The organism is Paucisalibacillus algeriensis, from assembly GCF_000577245.1.
Classification (GTDB): Bacteria; Bacillota; Bacilli; order Bacillales; family Amphibacillaceae; genus Ornithinibacillus.
The window spans coordinates 274921-294404 of the sequence record NZ_CBYO010000011.1; the positions used below are offsets into that span (position 1 = coordinate 274921).

At 35.3% G+C, this 19484-nt stretch carries 23 protein-coding genes; 9 read left to right on the forward strand and 14 right to left on the reverse strand.

The window, feature by feature from the left end; genetic code table 11:
* Positions 1-153 precede the first annotated feature (153 nt).
* Complete coding sequence (locus TY11_RS08610) at positions 154-435, reverse strand: Fpa/YlaN family protein (RefSeq protein WP_155982688.1); 282 nt, start codon at positions 433-435, stop codon at positions 154-156.
* A gap of 235 nt (positions 436-670) precedes the next feature.
* Between TY11_RS08610 and TY11_RS08615 the strand changes: the two genes are divergently transcribed.
* Positions 671-1153, forward strand: coding sequence for a hypothetical protein (locus tag TY11_RS08615; protein ID WP_042145073.1), 483 nt, complete (start codon positions 671-673; stop codon positions 1151-1153).
* A 166-nt stretch (positions 1154-1319) separates the two neighbouring features.
* Positions 1320-1934, forward strand: a complete 615-nt coding sequence (locus TY11_RS08620; RefSeq protein WP_052345779.1) for a YhcN/YlaJ family sporulation lipoprotein — start codon at positions 1320-1322, stop codon at positions 1932-1934.
* Positions 1935-1978: 44 nt separating this feature from the next.
* Here the strand turns inward: TY11_RS08620 and TY11_RS08625 are convergent, their stop codons facing one another.
* Positions 1979-2230: a YbyB family protein gene (locus tag TY11_RS08625; RefSeq protein ID WP_042145076.1), complete on the reverse strand. Its 252-nt coding sequence runs from the start codon at positions 2228-2230 to the stop codon at positions 1979-1981.
* Between the two features lie 113 nt (positions 2231-2343).
* Here TY11_RS08625 and TY11_RS08630 point away from each other — a divergent pair, with 113 nt between their 5' ends.
* On the forward strand, positions 2344-2547 hold the full coding sequence (locus TY11_RS08630; RefSeq protein ID WP_042145078.1) for a YlaI family protein: 204 nt from the start codon (positions 2344-2346) through the stop codon (positions 2545-2547).
* 52 nt (positions 2548-2599) lie between these two features.
* Here TY11_RS08630 and TY11_RS08635 read toward each other — a convergent pair whose 3' ends face one another.
* Entirely contained in the window at positions 2600-2914 is a 315-nt protein-coding gene (locus tag TY11_RS08635; RefSeq protein WP_042145081.1) for a YlaH-like family protein, read from the reverse strand.
* A 548-nt stretch (positions 2915-3462) separates the two neighbouring features.
* Here TY11_RS08635 and TY11_RS08640 point away from each other — a divergent pair.
* Positions 3463-3642 (forward strand): DUF5325 family protein, encoded by a 180-nt coding sequence (locus tag TY11_RS08640; RefSeq protein ID WP_042145083.1) that lies wholly within the window; start codon positions 3463-3465, stop codon positions 3640-3642.
* Position 3643: 1 nt separating this feature from the next.
* Here the strand turns inward: TY11_RS08640 and TY11_RS08645 are convergent, their stop codons facing one another.
* Both TY11_RS08645 and TY11_RS08650 read right to left on the reverse strand, forming a co-directional pair.
* Entirely contained in the window at positions 3644-4453 is an 810-nt protein-coding gene (locus TY11_RS08645) for an inositol monophosphatase family protein (RefSeq protein WP_042145085.1), read from the reverse strand.
* Positions 4454-4577: 124 nt separating this feature from the next.
* Complete coding sequence (locus TY11_RS08650; RefSeq protein ID WP_042145283.1) at positions 4578-4769, reverse strand: YkzI domain-containing protein; 192 nt, start codon at positions 4767-4769, stop codon at positions 4578-4580.
* 216 nt (positions 4770-4985) lie between these two features.
* Between TY11_RS08650 and TY11_RS08655 the strand changes: the two genes are divergently transcribed.
* Positions 4986-5600, forward strand: coding sequence for a YktB family protein (locus tag TY11_RS08655; RefSeq protein ID WP_042145086.1), 615 nt, complete (start codon positions 4986-4988; stop codon positions 5598-5600).
* 366 nt (positions 5601-5966) lie between these two features.
* On the opposite strand, the gene TY11_RS08660 is transcribed toward TY11_RS08655, so the two are convergent.
* From TY11_RS08660 to TY11_RS08670, 4 genes are all read right to left on the reverse strand, one after another.
* The gene (locus TY11_RS08660) at positions 5967-6236 is read right to left on the reverse strand and encodes a UPF0223 family protein (protein ID WP_042145088.1); all 270 of its coding nucleotides are present in this window, start codon (positions 6234-6236) and stop codon (positions 5967-5969) included.
* Positions 6237-6248: 12 nt separating this feature from the next.
* On the reverse strand, positions 6249-7202 hold the full coding sequence (locus tag TY11_RS08665; protein WP_042145090.1) for an NAD(P)H-dependent flavin oxidoreductase: 954 nt from the start codon (positions 7200-7202) through the stop codon (positions 6249-6251).
* A 184-nt stretch (positions 7203-7386) separates the two neighbouring features.
* Complete coding sequence (locus tag TY11_RS20085; RefSeq protein WP_081755879.1) at positions 7387-7500, reverse strand: GapA-binding peptide SR1P; 114 nt, start codon at positions 7498-7500, stop codon at positions 7387-7389.
* Positions 7501-7633: 133 nt separating this feature from the next.
* Positions 7634-8524 (reverse strand): polysaccharide deacetylase family protein, encoded by an 891-nt coding sequence (locus tag TY11_RS08670; RefSeq protein ID WP_042145092.1) that lies wholly within the window; start codon positions 8522-8524, stop codon positions 7634-7636.
* Positions 8525-8697: 173 nt separating this feature from the next.
* On the opposite strand from TY11_RS08670, the gene TY11_RS08675 reads away from it, so the two are divergent.
* Complete coding sequence (locus TY11_RS08675; RefSeq protein ID WP_042145094.1) at positions 8698-10221, forward strand: glycine betaine uptake BCCT transporter; 1524 nt, start codon at positions 8698-8700, stop codon at positions 10219-10221.
* Positions 10222-10282: 61 nt separating this feature from the next.
* Here the strand turns inward: TY11_RS08675 and lpdA are convergent, their stop codons facing one another.
* The 5 genes from lpdA to TY11_RS08700 all read right to left on the reverse strand — a co-directional run bounded on the left by lpdA (position 10283) and on the right by TY11_RS08700 (position 16101).
* Positions 10283-11689: a dihydrolipoyl dehydrogenase gene (lpdA, locus tag TY11_RS08680; protein WP_042145096.1), complete on the reverse strand. Its 1407-nt coding sequence runs from the start codon at positions 11687-11689 to the stop codon at positions 10283-10285.
* 5 nt (positions 11690-11694) lie between these two features.
* On the reverse strand, positions 11695-12972 hold the full coding sequence (locus TY11_RS08685) for a dihydrolipoamide acetyltransferase family protein (protein ID WP_042145098.1): 1278 nt from the start codon (positions 12970-12972) through the stop codon (positions 11695-11697).
* Between the two features lie 21 nt (positions 12973-12993).
* Positions 12994-13971: an alpha-ketoacid dehydrogenase subunit beta gene (locus tag TY11_RS08690; RefSeq protein WP_042145100.1), complete on the reverse strand. Its 978-nt coding sequence runs from the start codon at positions 13969-13971 to the stop codon at positions 12994-12996.
* Between the two features lie 3 nt (positions 13972-13974).
* Positions 13975-15018, reverse strand: coding sequence for a pyruvate dehydrogenase (acetyl-transferring) E1 component subunit alpha (pdhA, locus tag TY11_RS08695; protein WP_197025076.1), 1044 nt, complete (start codon positions 15016-15018; stop codon positions 13975-13977).
* A gap of 423 nt (positions 15019-15441) precedes the next feature.
* Positions 15442-16101, reverse strand: a complete 660-nt coding sequence (locus tag TY11_RS08700; protein ID WP_042145284.1) for a YkyA family protein — start codon at positions 16099-16101, stop codon at positions 15442-15444.
* A 218-nt stretch (positions 16102-16319) separates the two neighbouring features.
* Here TY11_RS08700 and def point away from each other — a divergent pair, with 218 nt between their 5' ends.
* The 3 genes from def to rnjA all read left to right on the forward strand — a co-directional run bounded on the left by def (position 16320) and on the right by rnjA (position 19412).
* Positions 16320-16871: a peptide deformylase gene (gene def / locus TY11_RS08705; protein WP_042145104.1), complete on the forward strand. Its 552-nt coding sequence runs from the start codon at positions 16320-16322 to the stop codon at positions 16869-16871.
* 661 nt (positions 16872-17532) lie between these two features.
* On the forward strand, positions 17533-17742 hold the full coding sequence (locus TY11_RS08710; protein ID WP_042145106.1) for a DNA-dependent RNA polymerase subunit epsilon: 210 nt from the start codon (positions 17533-17535) through the stop codon (positions 17740-17742).
* 2 nt (positions 17743-17744) lie between these two features.
* Positions 17745-19412: a ribonuclease J1 gene (gene rnjA / locus TY11_RS08715; protein WP_042145109.1), complete on the forward strand. Its 1668-nt coding sequence runs from the start codon at positions 17745-17747 to the stop codon at positions 19410-19412.
* Positions 19413-19484 lie beyond the last annotated feature (72 nt).

Genomic DNA, 19484 nt, shown 5'->3' on the forward strand with positions numbered 1-19484 from the left:
GTCCCTCTCCAATTTGCGTTAATCACTGATTAAAATCCATTCTCCCTTGTTACAAGTCCAATGTGAAATTAGACTTTTAAACAAAAAAACCTTGCCATTCCATATGTAGGCAAAGTTTTTAACACAAAATACTCCCACATGAATTTAGTGGTATTACACAGACTTTTGTGCCGCATCATGAAGTATGTTTAATCGTCTCTCTAGGTTTTCCAAAAGAGACTTTCCTTCATCTTCATTAATTAAGTTTAATCGTACTGCAAAATCAATCTCTCTAGAGAGACCAAACATTTGCGTATCTAAAACTTCTTCATATAATGGACATTGCGGCATGGTAAGGTTATCAATTTGAACTTCAATAAGCCGCAAGATCTTATCAGCATCAGCCTTTAGAAGGGCATAGGCTTTTTCACGATGATCGATCGTAACCTTTTGTATCACAAATATCCCCTCCACCAAAACAAACCTACCTGCTCGTAAAAATTCACATAAGCTTGTTTCTTGTTTATTCATACATTCCTCTACCATTATATTATCGTTTACTACACTAAAATGCAAATGTTAGTTACACATAAAATCATTAGTAATATTTATTAAATCTTTGTCATTTCATTTATTTGATATGTCTGATATTCTTAATAGGTGATAGATTTTTGCAGAAAGGTGGAAAAACATGATAGTTCCTATACTAGGAAATGTAGCATATCAGATTACAATGGATCCAACCGTTTGGATATTCGATGATCGCAAAATTATTTTAGAAGAGGCATTCACTAATCAACCGAAAAAAGATGAGATTAATGAAGCACAAGTTGCATCCCAAAGATGGGAAAATGCTATAGGAAGAACAGCAAAGCCTCCAGTAAATAAAAGCTTAACTAAACATGAAAGAGAGAACATCTTAAAATATTCCTATGTAATGCCGATAAATGACTTTTTAGATTACGCTGAGATTAAAGATGGAACAAACGATGTTTCTCTTGTTACAGATAATGGTGATGTTATCTTAAGTCTAGCTCAACTATACAATAGCTATTTATTATTTGCGATTGATGGAAAGCCACTAAAAGAAGACGGTCCTGTACATCTTTTATTTAAGGATGGTTCCAATAAGGACCAACCAATCAAGGGAATTAAAAAAATCGTTATTAATTAAAATAAATTTATCAAATACATAAGATGTAACAATTTGAGGATATAATAATAAGATTTTTTTCTTATTAGTGTCCTCTTTTTTATTAAGTTGTATAATTTAACATCTAATACTCAAAATAACCGTAAGGTGTTTCCCCTTTATATACACTTATTAGGAGGAGTATTAAATGTTTATTCGAATAGGAATACTAGCTATTAGCTTTCTATTACTTATAGGTTGCGCCCAGAATAATAAAGATCATGCTTTGCCAACTGAAAAAGAAAACCCAGATGACCGAATAATAAATGTGAAAAACTCAGCTCCTAGAGAAGAGCGAGACCTCTCAAATGAACAAATTGCCAATCATTTAGCACACGTTGCGAGTGAAGTACCAGAAGTAAATGATGCGGTATCGATTGTAGTTGGCCCTTATGCAATCGTCGGAATCGATGTAGACAAAGAATTAGATCGTTCTAGGGTTGGAACCATCAAATATTCTGTTCTTGAAGCACTTCAGCATGACCCATATGGAAGGACTGCCGTTGTAGTTGCCGATGCAGATGTCAATGAAAGAATTCGTGGGATGAATGATAAAATAGAACAGGGCTATCCTGTGCAAGGAATTATTGACGAAGTTGCAGCAATCATTGGTAGGTATATGCCTGACTTCCCAATACCAGAGGACCAACCAGAAGAACCGGATCAAAACAAAGAAATTATCAATGATGAAAAAGAAAAGCAAAAAATAGATGATATTGAGGATAATCAATCCAAGAATAATCGAGAAAAAAGGGAAGAATAAAATTAATGAGGTATCCGGAATCCGGATACCTCATCTTTATATATTTACTCATTAGCTTTGATATTATTATAATATTGAACCCCGAATTGCGATCCTTCTGATACCATTTTGGCATTTTCTAATTGATCAAGTTCCAAATCATCTACTTGGTCAGGTTTTCCTGCATTATAAAAAGTTATATCCTCATCAATCCCCTTAGATTCTGTTAATGAGGAATGATTTTTATTTGCTTTAGATCCCATTATATATCCTGCTACACCAAGTCCTAATGCCGAAACGACATAACGCTTTTTCACTCTATCACCCTTTCTACCTTTTACTTTAATGTTCCTCTTTTATGATGAAATTAAACATTTTCAATAGAGATATGATATAGTTAATATATAGTTCTTTGACTTGAGGTGGTAAGATGCAGGTTAAATGCGTTTTATGTGATTTAGTTGAAAATATAGATGATTATTCTCTAGAAGCGAAAAGATTACGAAATCGAAAAACACATATGTATCTATGCCGAAGCTGTAATGGAAGAATCAAAGAAAAAACTTTGGATCGCCATGCTACAGGCAAGTTTCGTTTATATGAGGAAAAGAAAAAAGAAGATGAATTAATTTAAATCAAAACAAAAAGAGGCAAATTCAGGATTTTGACCTGAATTTGCCTCTTTTTTATGTTGTTTTTCTGCCTTTTCGTTGTAGATGCAAGCGGATACGATAAATGGCTAAAACTAAACATATAATAAATAAGCTTTCTGTTAGTGGTAGTGGTGAACCACCTGAAGCTACTGACCAGACAATAAACAATATGTATAAAACAAATATGCCTATTGCTAATAAAATATAAACAATAATCGATTTTAAGATAGGTAACTTTTTAGCAAAGCCTAATTTATAAGCTAAAGCAGCAAGAACAAAGTTGACCGGATATAGAATATTAAATAATTGCTCAACACCATAGTGTTGCATAATAAAATCATAAACCATGTGAATCCCCCATTATGTATGTTCAAGACTAATCATACTAAATTTCTGATAATCTTGCTAGTATAGTCTTTTATTAATAATCGTTCTTTTGTAAAGGCAGATAGAAACTGCGCGGTAACTTATAAACTTTGGTTGAGCATCGTACCCCTACGGAAATACACTCCACTTTCATTTCCAGTACAGGGGGGATACTGCTCGAAAACACCTTGGCAGTGTCTACCTTGCCGTGGGCACCACCTCAGCCTACTCGCGCGAAAAAACACCGCTGTTGGGTCTGCGAACACGTGCTATTCCCGCAGTGCGATAGCACGAGGAGGCTCACCAGCCGCCCACGGAAAGCGGAGTATTCTGCCGGAGCAGTAGTTCCGAGCTTCACTAATATTAAAACTATCAATTAAATAATTTACAACAATCTTTTAGAAAACAGCCTAATTAATATTATTCAACCTCTACAAATATACTTAACTTTGGCTGACTCTGAATAAAATACTTTGAACTAGTTTATAAAAAGTTTTATACTTGTTATGTACATTAGAAGGAGTGTTTGTATGAAAAATGTTAATATACCGGCTTTACTTTTAGCTTTACTTGTTGTTTCTATGTTTATTGGGGTTGGTTTCGCAATTGCACTTCGAAGTATATGGCTTATTCTATTATTTATTACTCTTGGTTTTGGCATCATGGGCGCAGGCATCGCTAATAAAAGAAAAAGTGGCTCACAAGCGTGAGTCACTTTCTTGCTTTTGCTAGGAAATCATTTAGTATTCGTTCATGAACATCTGGATGTCCAGCAAATACAGAATTTTTTTCTAATAACTTTATAGGTTTACCATCAATATTCGTTGTAACCCCGCCAACTTCATTCACTAGTATCATACCTGCTGCAAAATCCCACGGTGATAGGCTCATGGTTAAGTACCCTTCTAATACACCCTCAGCAACAAACGCGAACTCTAACGCGGCTGAGCCATACGTTCTGGAGCCACGAGCTGTCTTTACTAAGTCCTGCATTATCTTTTCATCGACTAATTTGTTTTCACATAACCACAAATGATTTAATCCAATTACAGATTCTTCTAATACAGTTGCTTGATTTAACGGTGGGAGTTTTACATCATTCTTAAAAGCCCCTTCACCACGTTTGGCATAATATAGTTCATCTTCCATTACATTATAAATGAGACCTATCTCCCCTATTCCGTTGTTATAAATCGCTACTGAAATTGTGAAATTTCGTTTTTGTTGAACAAAATTCATTGTACCGTCAATAGGGTCGATAATCCAAATGATTCCATCAAGTGTTTTTACCTCATCTCCAAATCCCTCTTCTCCTAGTAATAAATGATTGGGAAATGTTGATTTAATTTTTTCAAGAAAATATTTTTCTGTATTCTTATCCATTGATGTAACTAAATCATTGGGGTTAGATTTAGCTCCTATTTCAATCGGATCATTTATCTTGGTTCTTATCGTTTTGCCTGCTTCCAATATCCATTCTTTTGCTTTGTTATAGATTTTATCCTGTGTTATTTTATTCATTATGTAAAGCCTCCATATTCTATCTACTATTATTATAGTATCAAAATATAATAAGTGAGTATACATAAGACGCTTCGCACAAATAACTCAAGGAAGCTTAATCTGTTCCTTGAGCTTTTTGTGATTAAAAATCAAGTAAGGATAATAATTTCTTTCTTAACAGTTTTAATTTTTCCTTGGATTTTATTATTTGAACTTTATCATCAGCTTGTAATGCATCGTATAGGGTTAATAATTCATAATCAATTTCCATTCGGATTACGGGAATTTTTTCTTTTTCTTCATTCTTTCTGACTTCTTCTAGTATATATTTCAAAATTTCCACATCCTTTCGAACAGATTTGAAAAAAATAAATAACATTTTAGTTGTCCATGTTTTTATGAACATTCAGTCTGTTTTCTTTATATATATGAGTTTTATCAAAATTCGTTCTTAGTTAAATAAAGCTAAAAACACTTATGCTTGACTTGGTTATATTAAGTTACTCATAATAATAAATATAATCTATGTTTACAGAAAGGTGTTTTTTACATGAATATTATAGGGTTTGTCAAAACAGACTTTGACACATTTCATATAGAGGGATTAGAAGAACGAATGGAAGCCATTCAAACACGTATCCAACCTAAGTTTCAAGAGATTGGTCAAGAGTTAGTGGATTTTCTTTCAAGCAATTTAGGAAATGAAGTTTTTCTACATATTGCAAAACACGCAAGGAGAACTGTTAATCCTCCTAAAGATACATGGTTAGCAATATCCAACAATAAAAGAGGGTATAAAAAACACCCACATTTCCAAGTAGGCCTATTTGATGATCATTTATTTATCTGGCTGGCTTGTATTTATGAATTGGATAGTAAAAGTGACATAGCGAAAAGCTTTCTTGCTAATTTTGATCAGTTGAAAAGATTGCCATCGGATTTTGTAGTTTCATTTGACCATATGAAAAAAGATTCAATTAGCTTGAGCGAACTTGAAAAATCCCACTTGGAACGGTTTCGCGATGTAAAAAAAAGGGAATTTCTAATTGGTAGACACTTGTCACCTAATGATCCAATTGTTTCGAATGGCGATAATTTAGTGGAAATTGTAAAAGGAACTTATGATTCCTTACTTCCTTTCTATCAAATGGCTTTACAAGTATAAAAGAGGATAGGACATAACTTATTAAGTTACATGAAAAAACGAACAATGCAGTGCTAATACCCACTTCGGAAATATACTTTGCTTTCCAAGTGCAGTTGGTGAGAATCCTCTTATGTACTGAGGGTGCTCACAGGTTCCTATCTTCCCATAGGACAATAGGTTTTCGGTAGAGCGAGTAATTGCAAATAGTCTTCGGTGGGACGAGTGACTGCAGTCCCAGTCCCATGGATGCTATCGATAGCAATGCACCTCACTTAGAAACAGTATTTTCCTTTTTCAAGGAGCTGCGTACTATACCGAAGCTAATCATGCGCATTGCATTGTTTTATGTCGACAATGTAGTCATGTCCTAGCCTTTTTTATTTTTTATTTCATTTTTAATACAGTGCTATCGGTATCTCTAGCCTTCTTAATCGTCTGATAACTTGAATATCCTGAGTCCTTTTCAAATTCAGTAAAGTGTTTCTTTTCTTCGCTTTTTGAGGGTACTACTTGTTTAAATTTCCGGTATCCAGCAAGTAATATTTCGCGTTCTATTCCTTTTTCATATGCCTTTTCAACTAATGTAAAAAATTGTATCACATCAATTATTTCTTCTTTTGACCAACTAGGATCAACTGGATAAGAATAATTCACTGCTAACTCACCTCATAATTTCCACTTATTTTTAACTTCTTCCGCTTCAACCATAATTCTATCTATTAGCTCTTGGACCGTTGGTAAATCATGAATTCCCGCAACCCCTTGTCCAGCCCAGCCAAAACCAAGATCTGTTTTACCTTCATGTATATAATTCCTATTCGCTCTACCGCTTATGTAATCTTTTAACCCATCATATCCTACTTCTTTTTCTTCTAATTCTATTATTTTATCAGTCCATGAATTTTTTATGGCACGTGCTGGAGCTCCAAGTGAACGCTTGATGACAACTGTTGCGTTTTCATCAGCATCAAGTAAAGCCTGTTTATAGACCGGATGCGCGTGAACACATTCTTTAGTTGCAATAAACCTTGTTCCCATTTCTATTCCTTCTGCGCCTAATGCTAGGCCCGCCATTAAACCTCTTCCATCAACAATTCCGCCAGATGCAATAACAGGAATGGATACACTATCCACGACTTGTGGTGTTAAGGCCATTGTCCCAGTATCTGCTCGACCTAGATGACCACCACCTTCATGTCCAACAACAATTACTGCATCAGCGCCTAATTCCTCAGCCTTTTGAGCTTGGCGTTTAGCAGCCACTAAAACTAATGATTTTATCGGATGATCTTTAACCATATCTAGGACACCTTTTGGATTCCCACCTGTAACCGATATAATCTCAACCTTCTCCTCTATAGCAACTTGAACCATTTGTTCAAATGGACGGTTATGCTGGCCGATAGCAAAGTTAACACCGAACGGTTTATTGGTTAATTTCCTTACTTTTACTATTTCATTTCTTAAAGCTTCTGGGCTCTCTAGACTCATTGCAGTAATTTGCCCTAATGCACCGGCATTAGAAACAGCTCCAGCTAGTTCAGCATATGCCAGATAGGCTAGGCCACCTTGAATGATTGGATACTTGATATTAAAAATCTCTGTAACTCTTGTATTCATATTTCTCCTCTTTCCTCCATTTAGATAACACCACTTATATAATCCTAACATTTCCCAATATGTGTTGCGAATATTATAATACCCGAGACTATTTATTGATACGTCATGAATTTAACCAAAAAAAGTTACACATATGTGCAACTTTTTGGAGAGAAATATTTGAATATTTGGCTGTGGACATTAATTATTTATTTGAATTGGACTTACAAGTAGGGCATGTGCCATAAAGAACTGTAACCTTATTATTTTCAAAGTGCTCGATAGTTTCTTGACATTGCTGACAAATAATTGTACCCATCAATCTCAGCTCCCCTTCACTTAAGTATGACCTTATAGGAAATGTCGCATAATAATTATAACATATTTCACAATTAGTATAACATAATTATGCAATAAAGAACCAGTAGAAATTATCTACTGGTAAAAAATATTTATTTTATTGTTTCAATTAATCTTGGATCTAAAATTTCATAACCTTTTTCTCGAAGTCCTATAACAATTTCTTCTAATGCTTCACTTGTCCATTCACGATCATGCATCAATAAATTTGCACCATTCTTTAATAAGGAATACGGAACATCGACTTCTGGTCCTTCCCCTGTTACCATTGCAGTAACTAATTTATCCTTATTAAAATATGGTTTGAAATAATCATAGCCATAAGACCAATTCATCAGAACCATTTTTTCTTCTTGTGCAATCTTTTTTGATTCTTCCGTGTTAACACCATGTGGAGCTCTGAAGAATTTGGGTCTTTCTCCAATAATTTCTTCTATTTTATCGTTTAAACTAACAAGTTCGGATCTTTGCTTCTCGGGATCACTTTCCAAATTTTTTAAATTAACATGATTATAGGTATGGTTTCCAATAACAAAACCCATATCATGAATTTGTTTTAAGATTTCCTCTTCCTCAGGTGTATCAACAAAATGGCCGTTCACAAAGAATATCGCACCAGCATTTAATTCTTTTAATGTTTTAGCCATTTCAAGTGAATACTTTTCAGGAGCATCATCTATTGTAAGTAATACGACTTTTTCATTGGTGCCTTCATTTATTGGTACTAATGACCAGTCATCTGCAACTCGGTATTGAGCAATAATGCCCTCTTCTATTTCCTCTTCGACTTCTTTTTCTTCTTCCATATTTTCTGAATCCTTATCTTCTTCCCCCGTTTCACTATCTTCCCCTTCATATTTGTCTGTTACTGGACTATCATCTTTTGTTGGATTATTTTCTACTTCTCTATTTTCAGTACTTGTACAAGAAACTAAAAGAAAAATGAGTAATGAAGCAAAGATTATTACCAGTATTTTATTCATGCCATTCCCTCCTGATGTCTATATTGGCCAACTATTATCTTAGATTAATCCACCATAAAAAACAAGACAACTTCAAAATACATTTCAATTTATTAAAAGATAAAATAGTTCCGAAATAGTTGGAAATAGTAAGTACTAGACAAACTCTTAAGTTTATAGAAAGGATATAATAGATGAATAAAGTATCAAAAGTATTTTACATTTCCGTAATTATTAGTATATTGTTTATTATTTGGGGAGTAATGCCAGACACAGTTCTTCCTGATGGAAATCTAGAAAATGTTACATCAAAATTACAAAATTTTATCGTAGAAAAATTTGGATGGTTTTATTTAATTAGTGCATCGTTCTTTCTGCTTTTTTCTATTTTTCTCATCTTTTCAAAATATGGCAAGATCAAATTAGGGAAACCGAATGATGAACCAGAATATTCCTACCTTACCTGGTTTGCGATGCTATTTAGTGCTGGTATGGGTATTGGGTTAGTATTTTGGGGTGCTGCTGAGCCTCTATCACACTTCCACAATCCCCCATACGGAGAACCTGGAACTAGCAGTACAGCAAAAGAAGCAATGCAATATAGCTTCTTCCATTGGGGTCTCCATCCCTGGGCGGTTTACGCAACAATTGCACTTGCGTTAGCATACTTTAAGTTCCGAAAAAAATCATCTGGATTAGTTAGTGGTATATTGGTACCTCTATTTGGCGAAAGAGGTAAAGAAGTGTGGGGAACAATTGTTGATTGTATTGTTGTGTTTGCAACAGTGTTTGGAGTTGCAACTTCATTAGGATTTGGTGCAATACAAATAAGTGGAGGATTATCTTTTGTTTTTGGCCTTGACCAAAATTTCCTTTACCAAATGATTATAATCATTGTTGTGACTGTGCTATATATGTTATCAGCATCAACGGGAGTAAATAAAGGTATTAAGTATTTGAGCAACGCTAATATCATTTTTGCTTTTGCTCTAATGGTATTTGTATTAATACTTGGACCAACAAATTTTATTCTCAATTTCTTTACAACTTCCCTAGGAAATTACATTCAAAATTTGCCTAGCATGAGTTTGCGAATGACACCTTTTAATGAAGATAACACAGAATGGATGAATGACTGGACTATTTTTTATTGGGCATGGTGGATTGCCTGGGCTCCATTTGTTGGAACCTTTATTGCAAGGGTTTCTCGTGGTAGAACGATAAGAGAATTTGTTCTGGGTGTATTACTTGTTCCAACCATTTTTGGAGCACTTTGGTTTACTGTATTTGGTGGTTCAGCAATACATCTAGAATTTTTTCAGGGTAAGGATATATATCGTTTTGTGAGTGAGCTAGGAGAAGAAACTGTCTTATTTGCTGTATTAGAAAATCTTCCTTTAAGCACACTAATATCCCTCCTCGCAATACTACTAATTAGCACTTTCTTTATTACTTCGGCTGATTCAGCTACATTTGTACTGGGAATGCAAACTACTGGTGGAAGATTAGACCCACCAAATTCAGTCAAGCTTGTATGGGGGATTATTCAATCCGGTGCAGCAGCTGTATTATTATGGCAAGGTGGATTGGCTGCACTCCAAACCGCTTCGATAATAGCTGCCTTTCCATTTACTATTATCATGCTTCTGATAGTAGCATCATTGCTAAAGTCATTTAAGCAGGAGATAAAAGAAATGGAAATGAGAAGAAAGAGTTAAGAAAAGAATATTTAAATAGCAAAAGAGTGATGTGTAATACATCACTCTTTTTACAAAGTTTTTAAAGCATATGAATTGGTGTACCTAAAGCTACTTCTGCAGCTTCCATAGTAATTTCACCTAGAGTTGGGTGAGCATGGATTGTTAAAGCAATATCTTCTGCTGTCATACCAGCTTCAACTGCTAAACCAATTTCAGAAATCATATCACTAGCATTAGGTCCAGCAACTTGACCACCTAAAACTAACCCATCTTCCTTACGAGTTACTAATTTTAAGAAGCCATCTGTAGCGTTAAGGGATAATGCACGGCCATTTGCACCAAATGGGAACTTAGCAACTTTCACATTATAACCAGCATCTTTAGCTTCTTTTTCAGTCAAACCAACTGAAGCAAGTTCAGGTTCAACGAAAGCTACTGCAGGCATTCCAATATAATCAACCTCAGATTTCTCTCCACTAATTGCTTCCGCTGCAATTTTACCTTCATAAGATGCTTTGTGAGCAAGTGGAGCTCCAGCAACAATATCACCAATAGCATAAATGTTAGCTTTATTTGTACGGCATTGCTTATCGACTTTAATTAATCCTCTTTCGTCTACTTCAATACCAACCTGTTCAAGTCCAATTTCTCTAGTGTTTGGACGTCGACCAACTGTTACTAGTACATAATCTGCTTCAACAGTTTCTTCTTTTCCGCCCACTTCATATGTTACTTTAACACCATCTTTGGATTCTTCAACACCTTTTGCCATGGCTTCAGTAACGATCGTTGCACCTTTATTCTTTAGACGTTTCTTAACAAGTTGTGTCATCTGTTTTTCAAAACCACTTAGAATATCTTTTGCACCTTCTAAGAACACAACTTCAGTACCGAAGTTAGCATAAGCAGAACCAAGTTCGCTACCTACATAACCAGCACCGATAACTACCATTTTCTTCGGAATTTCTTTAAGATTTAATGCACCAGTCGAATCTAGTACACGGTCAGAGAACTTAAATGTTGGAATCTCAATTGGTGATGAACCTGTTGCAATAATACAGTTTTTAAAAGTATACGTTTGAGAATTTTTCTCATCCATAACTTTTACTGTATTTTGATCAACAAAATACACTTCACCCTTCACGATGTCCACTTTGTTACCTTTTAATAGGCTTTCAACGCCTGAAGTTAATTTATTTACAACGGATGCTTTCCACTCTTGAACTTTAGCAAAGTCTACAGAAACATTCTCCGTTTTAATTCCAAGAGCTTCGTTTCCTTGAGCTTTTTCTACAGAGTGACCAGCTTCAATTAATGCTTTTGATGGAATACAACCAACGTTTAAGCATACTCCACCTAAAGTTCCTTTATCCACGATTGTAACTTTTTGACCTAATTGTGCTGCACGAATTGCTGCAACATATCCCCCAGGTCCTGCACCAACAACCAGTGTGTCTAGTTCGATTGGAAAATCTCCTACTACCATATTCCTTACGCCTCCATCATGATTAATTGTGGATCATTTAGTAATCGCTTGATTTGATTTAAGGCTAATTGAGCTGTAGCACCATCCACAATACGATGATCAAAACTCAATGACATTGCAAGTACTGGAGCAATAACAATCTCTCCATCGCGTACAATTGGTTTTTCTGCAATTCGACCAATACCTAAGATTGCTGCTTCTGGATAGTTAATAACAGGAGTAAACCATTGACCACCAGCAGAACCAATATTAGAAATTGTACTTGAAGCACCTTTCATCTCATCTGGTGCTAGTTTACCATTTCTAGCTTTATCTGCCAATTCATTGATTTCAGCCGAAATGGCAAAAATAGATTTACGGTCAGCATTTTTTACTACTGGAACCAGAAGACCTTTATCTGTATCTGCTGCAATACCAACATTGTAATAATGTTTCTGAACAATTTCTTCTGTTGCATCATCGATAGAAGCATTTAAGATTGGGTATTGTTTTAAAGCAGATACTATCGCTTTTACGACATACGGTAAGTAAGTTAGTTTAATACCTTGGTCAATTGCAACCTGTTTAAATTTCTTACGATGGGCAACTAATGCAGTTACATCCACTTCATCCATTAATGTTACGTGAGGCGCTTTAGACTTGGAGTTAACCATTGCTTTAGCTATCGCTTTACGGATAGGACTCATTTTCTCACGTGTTTCAGGGTAGCTACCTTCTAATACAGGAGCTTTTGCTTTAGTAGCAGGTGCTTCTGTTTGTGCTTCACTAACTGTTTCTACAGTTTCCGAAGTTGGTTGACCACCATTTAAGAAGCTGTCTACATCTTCTTTTGTTACCCGACCATTCTTACCAGATCCTGCTACTTGTTTGATATTAACATTGTTTTCACGTGCATATTTACGAACAGATGGCATTGCAATAATACGCTTACTATCATCTACATCTGCAACAACAGCTTGGGTATTGACATTAGTAGTAGCTTCTACTTTAGGTGCTTCTTCTTTAACAGGCTCAGCGGGTTCATCGCCACCTGCATCCTCATAACCTTCAGCATCAAAAGAGATTAATGTATCACCTACAATTGCTACTTCTCCTTCTTGTACGAAAATCTTTGTAACGGTTCCTTCTACTGGGGAAGGAATTTCTACTACAGCTTTATCGTTTTGTACTTCGCAAAGTATATCGTCCTCTTTTACCTGGTCGCCTTCTTTTACCATCCATGAAACAATCTCACCTTCGTGGATTCCTTCACCGATATCTGGTAATTTAAATTCAAACGCCATAAGAAAAGCCTCCTATCATGATTAGAAATTCACTACAGTGTTTACTTTTTCAATGATGTCATTATAATTTGGTAACCACACTTCTTCTGCTTCAGAGAATGGGTATACCGTATCTGGTGCTGTAACACGTAATACTGGAGCTTCTAAATGTAAAATTGCTCTTTCTTGAATCTCTGCAACAACATTTGCAGCAATACCAGCCTGGCGTTGCGCTTCTTGTACTACCACAACACGATTAGTTTTCTTAACTGACTCTAAGATAGTATCCATATCTATTGGTGAAACTGTACGTAAGTCAATAACTTCTACATCAATACCATTTTTTTCAAGCTCTTCTGCTGCTTTAAGTGAAGCATGTACCATAGCACCATAAGTTACGATGGTAACATCCTTTCCTTCACGTTTTACATCAGCTTTTCCGAGTTCGATTGTATATTCACCCTCAGGCACTTCACCACGGAAAGAACGATATAGTTTCATATGCTCTAAATAGATTACAGGATCATTGTCTCGAATAGATGAAATTAATAGTCCTTTTGCATCATATGGTGTAGATGGAATAACTACCTTTAAACCAGGCTGTTGAGCCATTAATCCTTCCAGTGAATCTGCATGTAGTTCAGGTGTGTGAACTCCACCACCAAATGGTGAACGGACTGTAATCGGTGCAGTATGTGTACCACCAGAACGGTAACGCAAACGTGCCATTTGTCCACTAATAGAATCAATTACTTCATATACAAAGCCGAAGAATTGAATTTCAGGTACTGGGCGATATCCTTGTAATGCAAGACCGATCGCAAGTCCCCCAATTCCTGATTCAGCTAATGGCGTGTCAAATACACGATCTTCTCCGAATTCTTTTTGTAGACCTTCAGTTGCACGGAATACACCACCGTTTTGGCCGACATCTTCACCAAACACTAACACGTTTTCGTCATTTTTCAGTTCCACGCGTAGTGCATCAGTGATCGCTTGAATCATTGTCATTTGTGCCATTGTTTACTTCGACTCCTTTGCTTTATACTCTTCCATTTGTTCTACTAAGTTACTAGGAAGTGTTTCGAACATATTAGAAATAAAATCAGTAACTTTTTGTTTAGGATGTTGGTCAGCTTTTTTAATTGCTTCTTTAATATCTTCTTTAGCCTTTTCTATCACTTGATTTTCTTCTTCCTCAGACCATAGCTTCTTACCTTCTAGGAATTTACGGAAACGCACTAATGGGTCTTTTTTCTCCCACTCTGTATCAAGATCTGCAGAGCGATAACGTGTTGGATCATCACCAGCCATTGTATGTGGACCATAACGGTAAGTAATTGTTTCGATTAACATTGGTCCTTCACCTGCAATTGCACGTTCTCGAGCATGTTTTGTTGCAGCATAAACAGCAAGTACATCCATACCATCTACTTGAATTCCTTCAATACCAGCAGCAATTGCTTTTTGGGCTAATGTTTTAGCAGCAGTTTGTTTTTCTCTCGGTACGGAAATAGCAAATCCGTTATTTTGAACAACAAATATATTATGGGCACCATATGCACCAGCAAAGTTAATACCTTCATAGAAATCACCTTGAGAAGTACCACCGTCACCAGTATACGTGATTGCTACATTTTTCTTACCGCGCATTTTAAGTCCTAAACCAACACCAGCAGCCTGAACATATTGAGCACCAATGATGATTTGTGGTGGAAGTGCATTAACTCCCTCTGGCATTTGGTTCCCATGGAAGTGTCCTTTAGAGAATAAGAATGCTTGATAGAGTGGTAAACCATGCCAAATCAACTGAGGAACGTCACGGTATCCCGGTAAAATATAATCATCCTTTTCAAGCGCAAAATGGCTTCCTAATTGGGATGCTTCTTGACCAGCTGTTGGTGCATAGAACCCTAAACGTCCTTGACGATTTAAAGCGATAGAACGTTGATCAAGAATACGAGTATAAACCATTCTTCTCATTAGCTCTTTTAATTCATCATCTGATAAATCTGGCATGTCATCCTTATTGACAATCTTTCCATCTTCATTAAGAATCTGGAACATTTCGAACTGACTTTCAACACTTTCTAAAACGTGTTTCAAAATAGTTCACCTCTTCCTTTCCTATATCCTTTTAAAATTATCTTTACTATCCTTCCCAAAAACTAGGAAAATCTGTACCTATTTGCTGAATTTGTATATGTGTAAAACGCAGGTGTCTATCCTGGTGTAGAAATAATAATAAACTGTTACATAAACTTCGCAAAAATTACTGGTACAATTTTTAACACAATTAAAGTTTAGCGTATCCAATTCCATTCGGTCAACTACTTTGATTTAAGTTTATCTATTTTTTTCAGCGCTTTTTATTATCTCGTGTATATTTGCTAATTAACTGTTATAGTTTCACATACTTTCTGTATCATTTTCATGTATATAGTTCAAATAACAAAAAAATACTCATCGCTATAGCGATGAGTACAAATATTAATTATTTTCTATATAAGTAACATTAATTTCTGCAGCTTCATAAAAGTTCTTTTTTAATTCATTATACTTCGAAGTGTAGTCATTAAATGTTTCATTTGCTTTAATTACCTCTTGATATTTTAGGTTAACTTTTTCAATATGAGCTTGCAATTCTTCTTCTTCAAGGTCATCTTTTAGGAACTTTTCGTATAATTCCTTTTCTAATGTCAACGATTCGTTGTATGTTTTATGAAGTGTTTCATATGCCTCAAAACGTTTTATCATAGCTTCATACATCGATACAGCCTTCCCTTTAACTTCTTCATCTTTTATTTCTTCTATTAGAGCTTCTGATTTCACAAATTCCTCACGAGATGCATCTAAACTTTTTTTCTCGGATTGGATATTCACAGAACGTTCTTCAATAGAAGCAATAGCTTTATTTATAAGTTCCTGAATTTGTTCCATCTCTTCTATACCCAGCTCAATTATTTCTTTATATAGCTCTTGTTCTTCTTGTTCAAGCTTGGTAATTTCATCTTGCTGTTTTTGAAAATCATCTTCCAACTGGACAGCAGCTTCTAAATGGTTGTATATCTCCGTTTCTGGATTATTCCCGCATCCTGCTAAAAACAAAACAAATCCTATTGATAATATTCCCAATACATGTTTAAACATCACGTTAATATGTCCCCCTCTTACAGTTCTACGATGATTAGTTTGTACTGAACTGATACTTAGTATATCACAAAACCACATAGATGAAATCACTAATTATATAGCATGTCTAAAGTAAAAATATGCCTTTAAAACTAAATTTATGATAAACTATTTTAATGATTATAATATGATAAATTATAAAGAATCATTATAAGAAATGAAATGGAGTGAAATACATGCTAACAATGGAAGACGTAGTTCGTGAGGGCCACCCCTCTCTTCGCAAAGTTGCTAATGAAGTATCTTTACCTCCCTCAGAGGAGGAGCTTTCATTATTACAAGATATGCTAGAGTTTTTAAAGAATAGTCAAGATGAAAAAGTATGTGCCAAATACAATCTTAGACCTGGTGTTGGTATAGCAGCACCCCAGTTAGGAATAGAAAAAAGAATGATAGCGTTACATTTCGAGGACATTAGTGGCAAACTCTTCAGTTATGGACTATTTAATCCGAAAATTGTAAGCCATTCAGTGGAAAAAGCATACCTAACTGTTGGTGAGGGCTGTTTATCGGTTGATCGAAATGTGGAAGGCTTTGTTCCAAGATATGCACGGATTACAGTAAAAGCTACTGACCTTGAAGGCAATGCAATCAAACTTAGATTAAAAGATTATGCAGCAATTGTATTTCAACATGAGATTGACCATCTGAATGGTGTCATGTTTTATGACCACATTAATAAAGAAAACCCATTTGAAATTCCAGAGAACTCAAAATCGATAGATTAACTAAGGGTTTGACGCATTTACTGTGTCAAACCCTTTTATATATTAATGCATAGAAATAATAATAATGACAAAAATATAGATAAGTAAACTGGACCTTGGTATCTAACTAACCTTCTTTGGGTTTCTCTATAAAATATTTTTATAGTAAATGAATGATTTTTATTTCAATATTTTCAAATCCATACTATACTATAGATAAGAGGGATTGGACGGTAGAAGTTTTTATATGCTTTTCTTTAATCTTGGGAAAGGAGTGTATGTCCTTATGTTACGTCGCCTAAAAGAAAAGCTAAAGAAGCGTTGGAAAGATTTTTTAGGCCGGGGACGTGTACCGACAACTTTTAAAGAATAAAGAAGAAGTAAAGACAGGGTATAATGATATGCCAATCTACCGATAATGATTTATCTAACAACATTATTACCTGTCTTTTTGTTAAGTGATGGATTAAACGGAATTAAATGTGGAATTAGTTATATTGGATGATAGACCGGATGACTATCAATGTATTAAAATTGTATAAAAAATTATAATTACCGGATTATCTACCCGGAGATGACTACATAAAAAGCTTAGGCTCTATTATTAATACTTATTAGCTTTTCTTTTTATGATTTTTTTGAATGGAAAATTTATGTTTTAGAGAGAGACAGGAGAGATAGTATGATATTCAAAGTAATTTATCAAGAATCTTCGTATGAAGTACCAATACGAGAACGTTCTAAGAGCCTCTACGTAGAAGCAGAATCTGAAAAAGAAGTAAGACTAAAATTAAAAGACCGAGAGCTTAATATTGAATTTATCCAGCCACTTAAAGAAGCCCATCTAGAATACGAAAAGAAATCAGAAGAATTTCACTTGGAGACTATATAGGTATGAAGTTTGTTAAAAATGATCAAGCAGCGGTATTTGCATTAGGTGGACTAGGTGAAATAGGAAAAAATACGTATGCAGTTCAATTTCAAGATGAAATTATCTTAATAGATGCTGGTATTAAATTTCCTGAAGACGAACTACTCGGAATCGATTACGTTATTCCAGATTATACGTACTTAGTGCAAAATCAAGATAAAATTAAAGGCTTAATTGTAACTCATGGTCACGAAGACCATATTGGCGGAATTCCATATTTACTGCGTGAAATCAACGTACCGATTTACGCAGGTAAGCTAGCGCTCGGCTTAATTAGAAACAAATTAGAAGAACATGGACTATTAAGAAATGCGAAATTAATTCCCATTCAAGAAGATGATGTCATAAAATTCCGAAAAACATCCGTAAGCTTTTTCCGTACCACACATAGTATTCCGGACTCATACGGTATTGTCGTAAAAACTCCACCAGGTAATATAGTTCATACTGGTGATTTCAAATTCGACTTCACACCTGTTGGGGATCCAGCTAACATAACAAAAATGGCAGAGATAGGAAAAGAAGGAGTGCTTTGCCTTCTATCTGATAGTACAAATAGTGAAGTTCCAGGTTTTACACTGTCCGAAAAAGTTGTTGGACAAAATATTAGTGAAATCTTTAGCCGAGTTGATGGAAGAATTATTTTTGCTACTTTCGCTTCCAATATTTACAGACTTCAACAAATGGTTGAAGCAGCTGTAAAACATAACCGTAAAGTTGCTGTATTTGGACGGAGCATGGAGTCTGCAATTAACTTAGGACAAGAACTTGGGTATATTCAAGCTCCAAAAGGTACTTTTATTGAAGCAAATGAAATTAATCGCCTGCCGGCAAATGAGGTAACCATTCTATGTACTGGATCACAAGGTGAAGCAATGGCAGCATTATCGCGTATTGCTAACGGTACACATAGACAAATTCAAATTATACCAGGTGACACAGTAGTGTTTTCTTCCTCACCAATCCCAGGAAATACACTTAGTGTTAGCAAAATCATCAATATGTTGTACCGTGCAGGTGCAGATGTTATCCATGGTAAGTTGAATAACATTCACACCTCTGGTCATGGTAGTCAAGAAGAACAAAAGTTAATGCTTCGATTGATGAATCCTAAGTTCTTCTTGCCAATCCACGGAGAATATCGAATGTTAGTTGAACACACAAAACTTGCAGAGATGTGTGGAGTGGCTCTAGAAGATTCTTTTGTTATGGATAATGGAGATGTCCTTGCACTAAGTAAAGATAGTGCACAAGTTGCTGGAAGAATCCCTTCTGGAAATGTATTTGTGGACGGAAGCGGTATCGGTGACATTGGGAACATCGTCCTACGTGATCGTCGTATCCTTTCTGAAGAAGGACTGGTAATCGTTGTTGTCAGCATTAACATGAAGGAATTTAAGATTGCTGCTGGCCCTGATATTATTTCTCGCGGATTTGTGTATATGCGTGAATCAGAAGATATGATAAATGAAGCTCAAAAACTTGTTGCGACTCATTTAAATAAGGTAATGGAAAGAAAAACAACACAATGGTCAGAAATTAAAAATGAAATTACCGATACCATTGCACCATTCCTTTATGAGAAAACAAAACGTCGCCCTATGGTTTTACCGATTATTATGGAAGTGTAATTTAAAAAGGAAGTTTCCCGAGTTATGGAGAAACTTCCTTTTTGTTTGCTCTCTTGCCAAACCCGCTACCAG

Excerpts from the sequence above, each read along its gene's own strand:
- TY11_RS08630 (WP_042145078.1), top strand. The coding sequence starts at position 2,344 with ATGCAGGTTAAATGCGTTTTATGTGATTTAGTTGAAAATATAGATGAT.
- TY11_RS08640 (WP_042145083.1), top strand. The coding sequence starts at position 3,463 with ATGAAAAATGTTAATATACCGGCTTTACTTTTAGCTTTACTTGTTGTT.
- pdhA (WP_197025076.1), bottom strand. The coding sequence starts at position 15,018 with ATGTTCCAGATTCTTAATGAAGATGGAAAGATTGTCAATAAGGATGAC.
- TY11_RS08620 (WP_052345779.1), top strand. The coding sequence starts at position 1,320 with ATGTTTATTCGAATAGGAATACTAGCTATTAGCTTTCTATTACTTATA.
- TY11_RS08690 (WP_042145100.1), bottom strand. The coding sequence starts at position 13,971 with ATGGCACAAATGACAATGATTCAAGCGATCACTGATGCACTACGCGTG.
- TY11_RS08665 (WP_042145090.1), bottom strand. The coding sequence starts at position 7,202 with ATGAATACAAGAGTTACAGAGATTTTTAATATCAAGTATCCAATCATT.
- TY11_RS08685 (WP_042145098.1), bottom strand. The coding sequence starts at position 12,972 with ATGGCGTTTGAATTTAAATTACCAGATATCGGTGAAGGAATCCACGAA.
- TY11_RS08710 (WP_042145106.1), top strand. The coding sequence starts at position 17,533 with ATGATATTCAAAGTAATTTATCAAGAATCTTCGTATGAAGTACCAATA.
- TY11_RS08700 (WP_042145284.1), bottom strand. The coding sequence starts at position 16,101 with ATGTTTAAACATGTATTGGGAATATTATCAATAGGATTTGTTTTGTTT.
- TY11_RS20085 (WP_081755879.1), bottom strand. The coding sequence starts at position 7,500 with ATGGGTACAATTATTTGTCAGCAATGTCAAGAAACTATCGAGCACTTT.
- TY11_RS08635 (WP_042145081.1), bottom strand. The coding sequence starts at position 2,914 with ATGGTTTATGATTTTATTATGCAACACTATGGTGTTGAGCAATTATTT.
- lpdA (WP_042145096.1), bottom strand. The coding sequence starts at position 11,689 with ATGGTAGTAGGAGATTTTCCAATCGAACTAGACACACTGGTTGTTGGT.
- TY11_RS08615 (WP_042145073.1), top strand. The coding sequence starts at position 671 with ATGATAGTTCCTATACTAGGAAATGTAGCATATCAGATTACAATGGAT.
- rnjA (WP_042145109.1), top strand. The coding sequence starts at position 17,745 with ATGAAGTTTGTTAAAAATGATCAAGCAGCGGTATTTGCATTAGGTGGA.
- TY11_RS08645 (WP_042145085.1), bottom strand. The coding sequence starts at position 4,453 with ATGAATAAAATAACACAGGATAAAATCTATAACAAAGCAAAAGAATGG.
- TY11_RS08675 (WP_042145094.1), top strand. The coding sequence starts at position 8,698 with ATGAATAAAGTATCAAAAGTATTTTACATTTCCGTAATTATTAGTATA.
- TY11_RS08670 (WP_042145092.1), bottom strand. The coding sequence starts at position 8,524 with ATGAATAAAATACTGGTAATAATCTTTGCTTCATTACTCATTTTTCTT.
- TY11_RS08655 (WP_042145086.1), top strand. The coding sequence starts at position 4,986 with ATGAATATTATAGGGTTTGTCAAAACAGACTTTGACACATTTCATATA.
- def (WP_042145104.1), top strand. The coding sequence starts at position 16,320 with ATGCTAACAATGGAAGACGTAGTTCGTGAGGGCCACCCCTCTCTTCGC.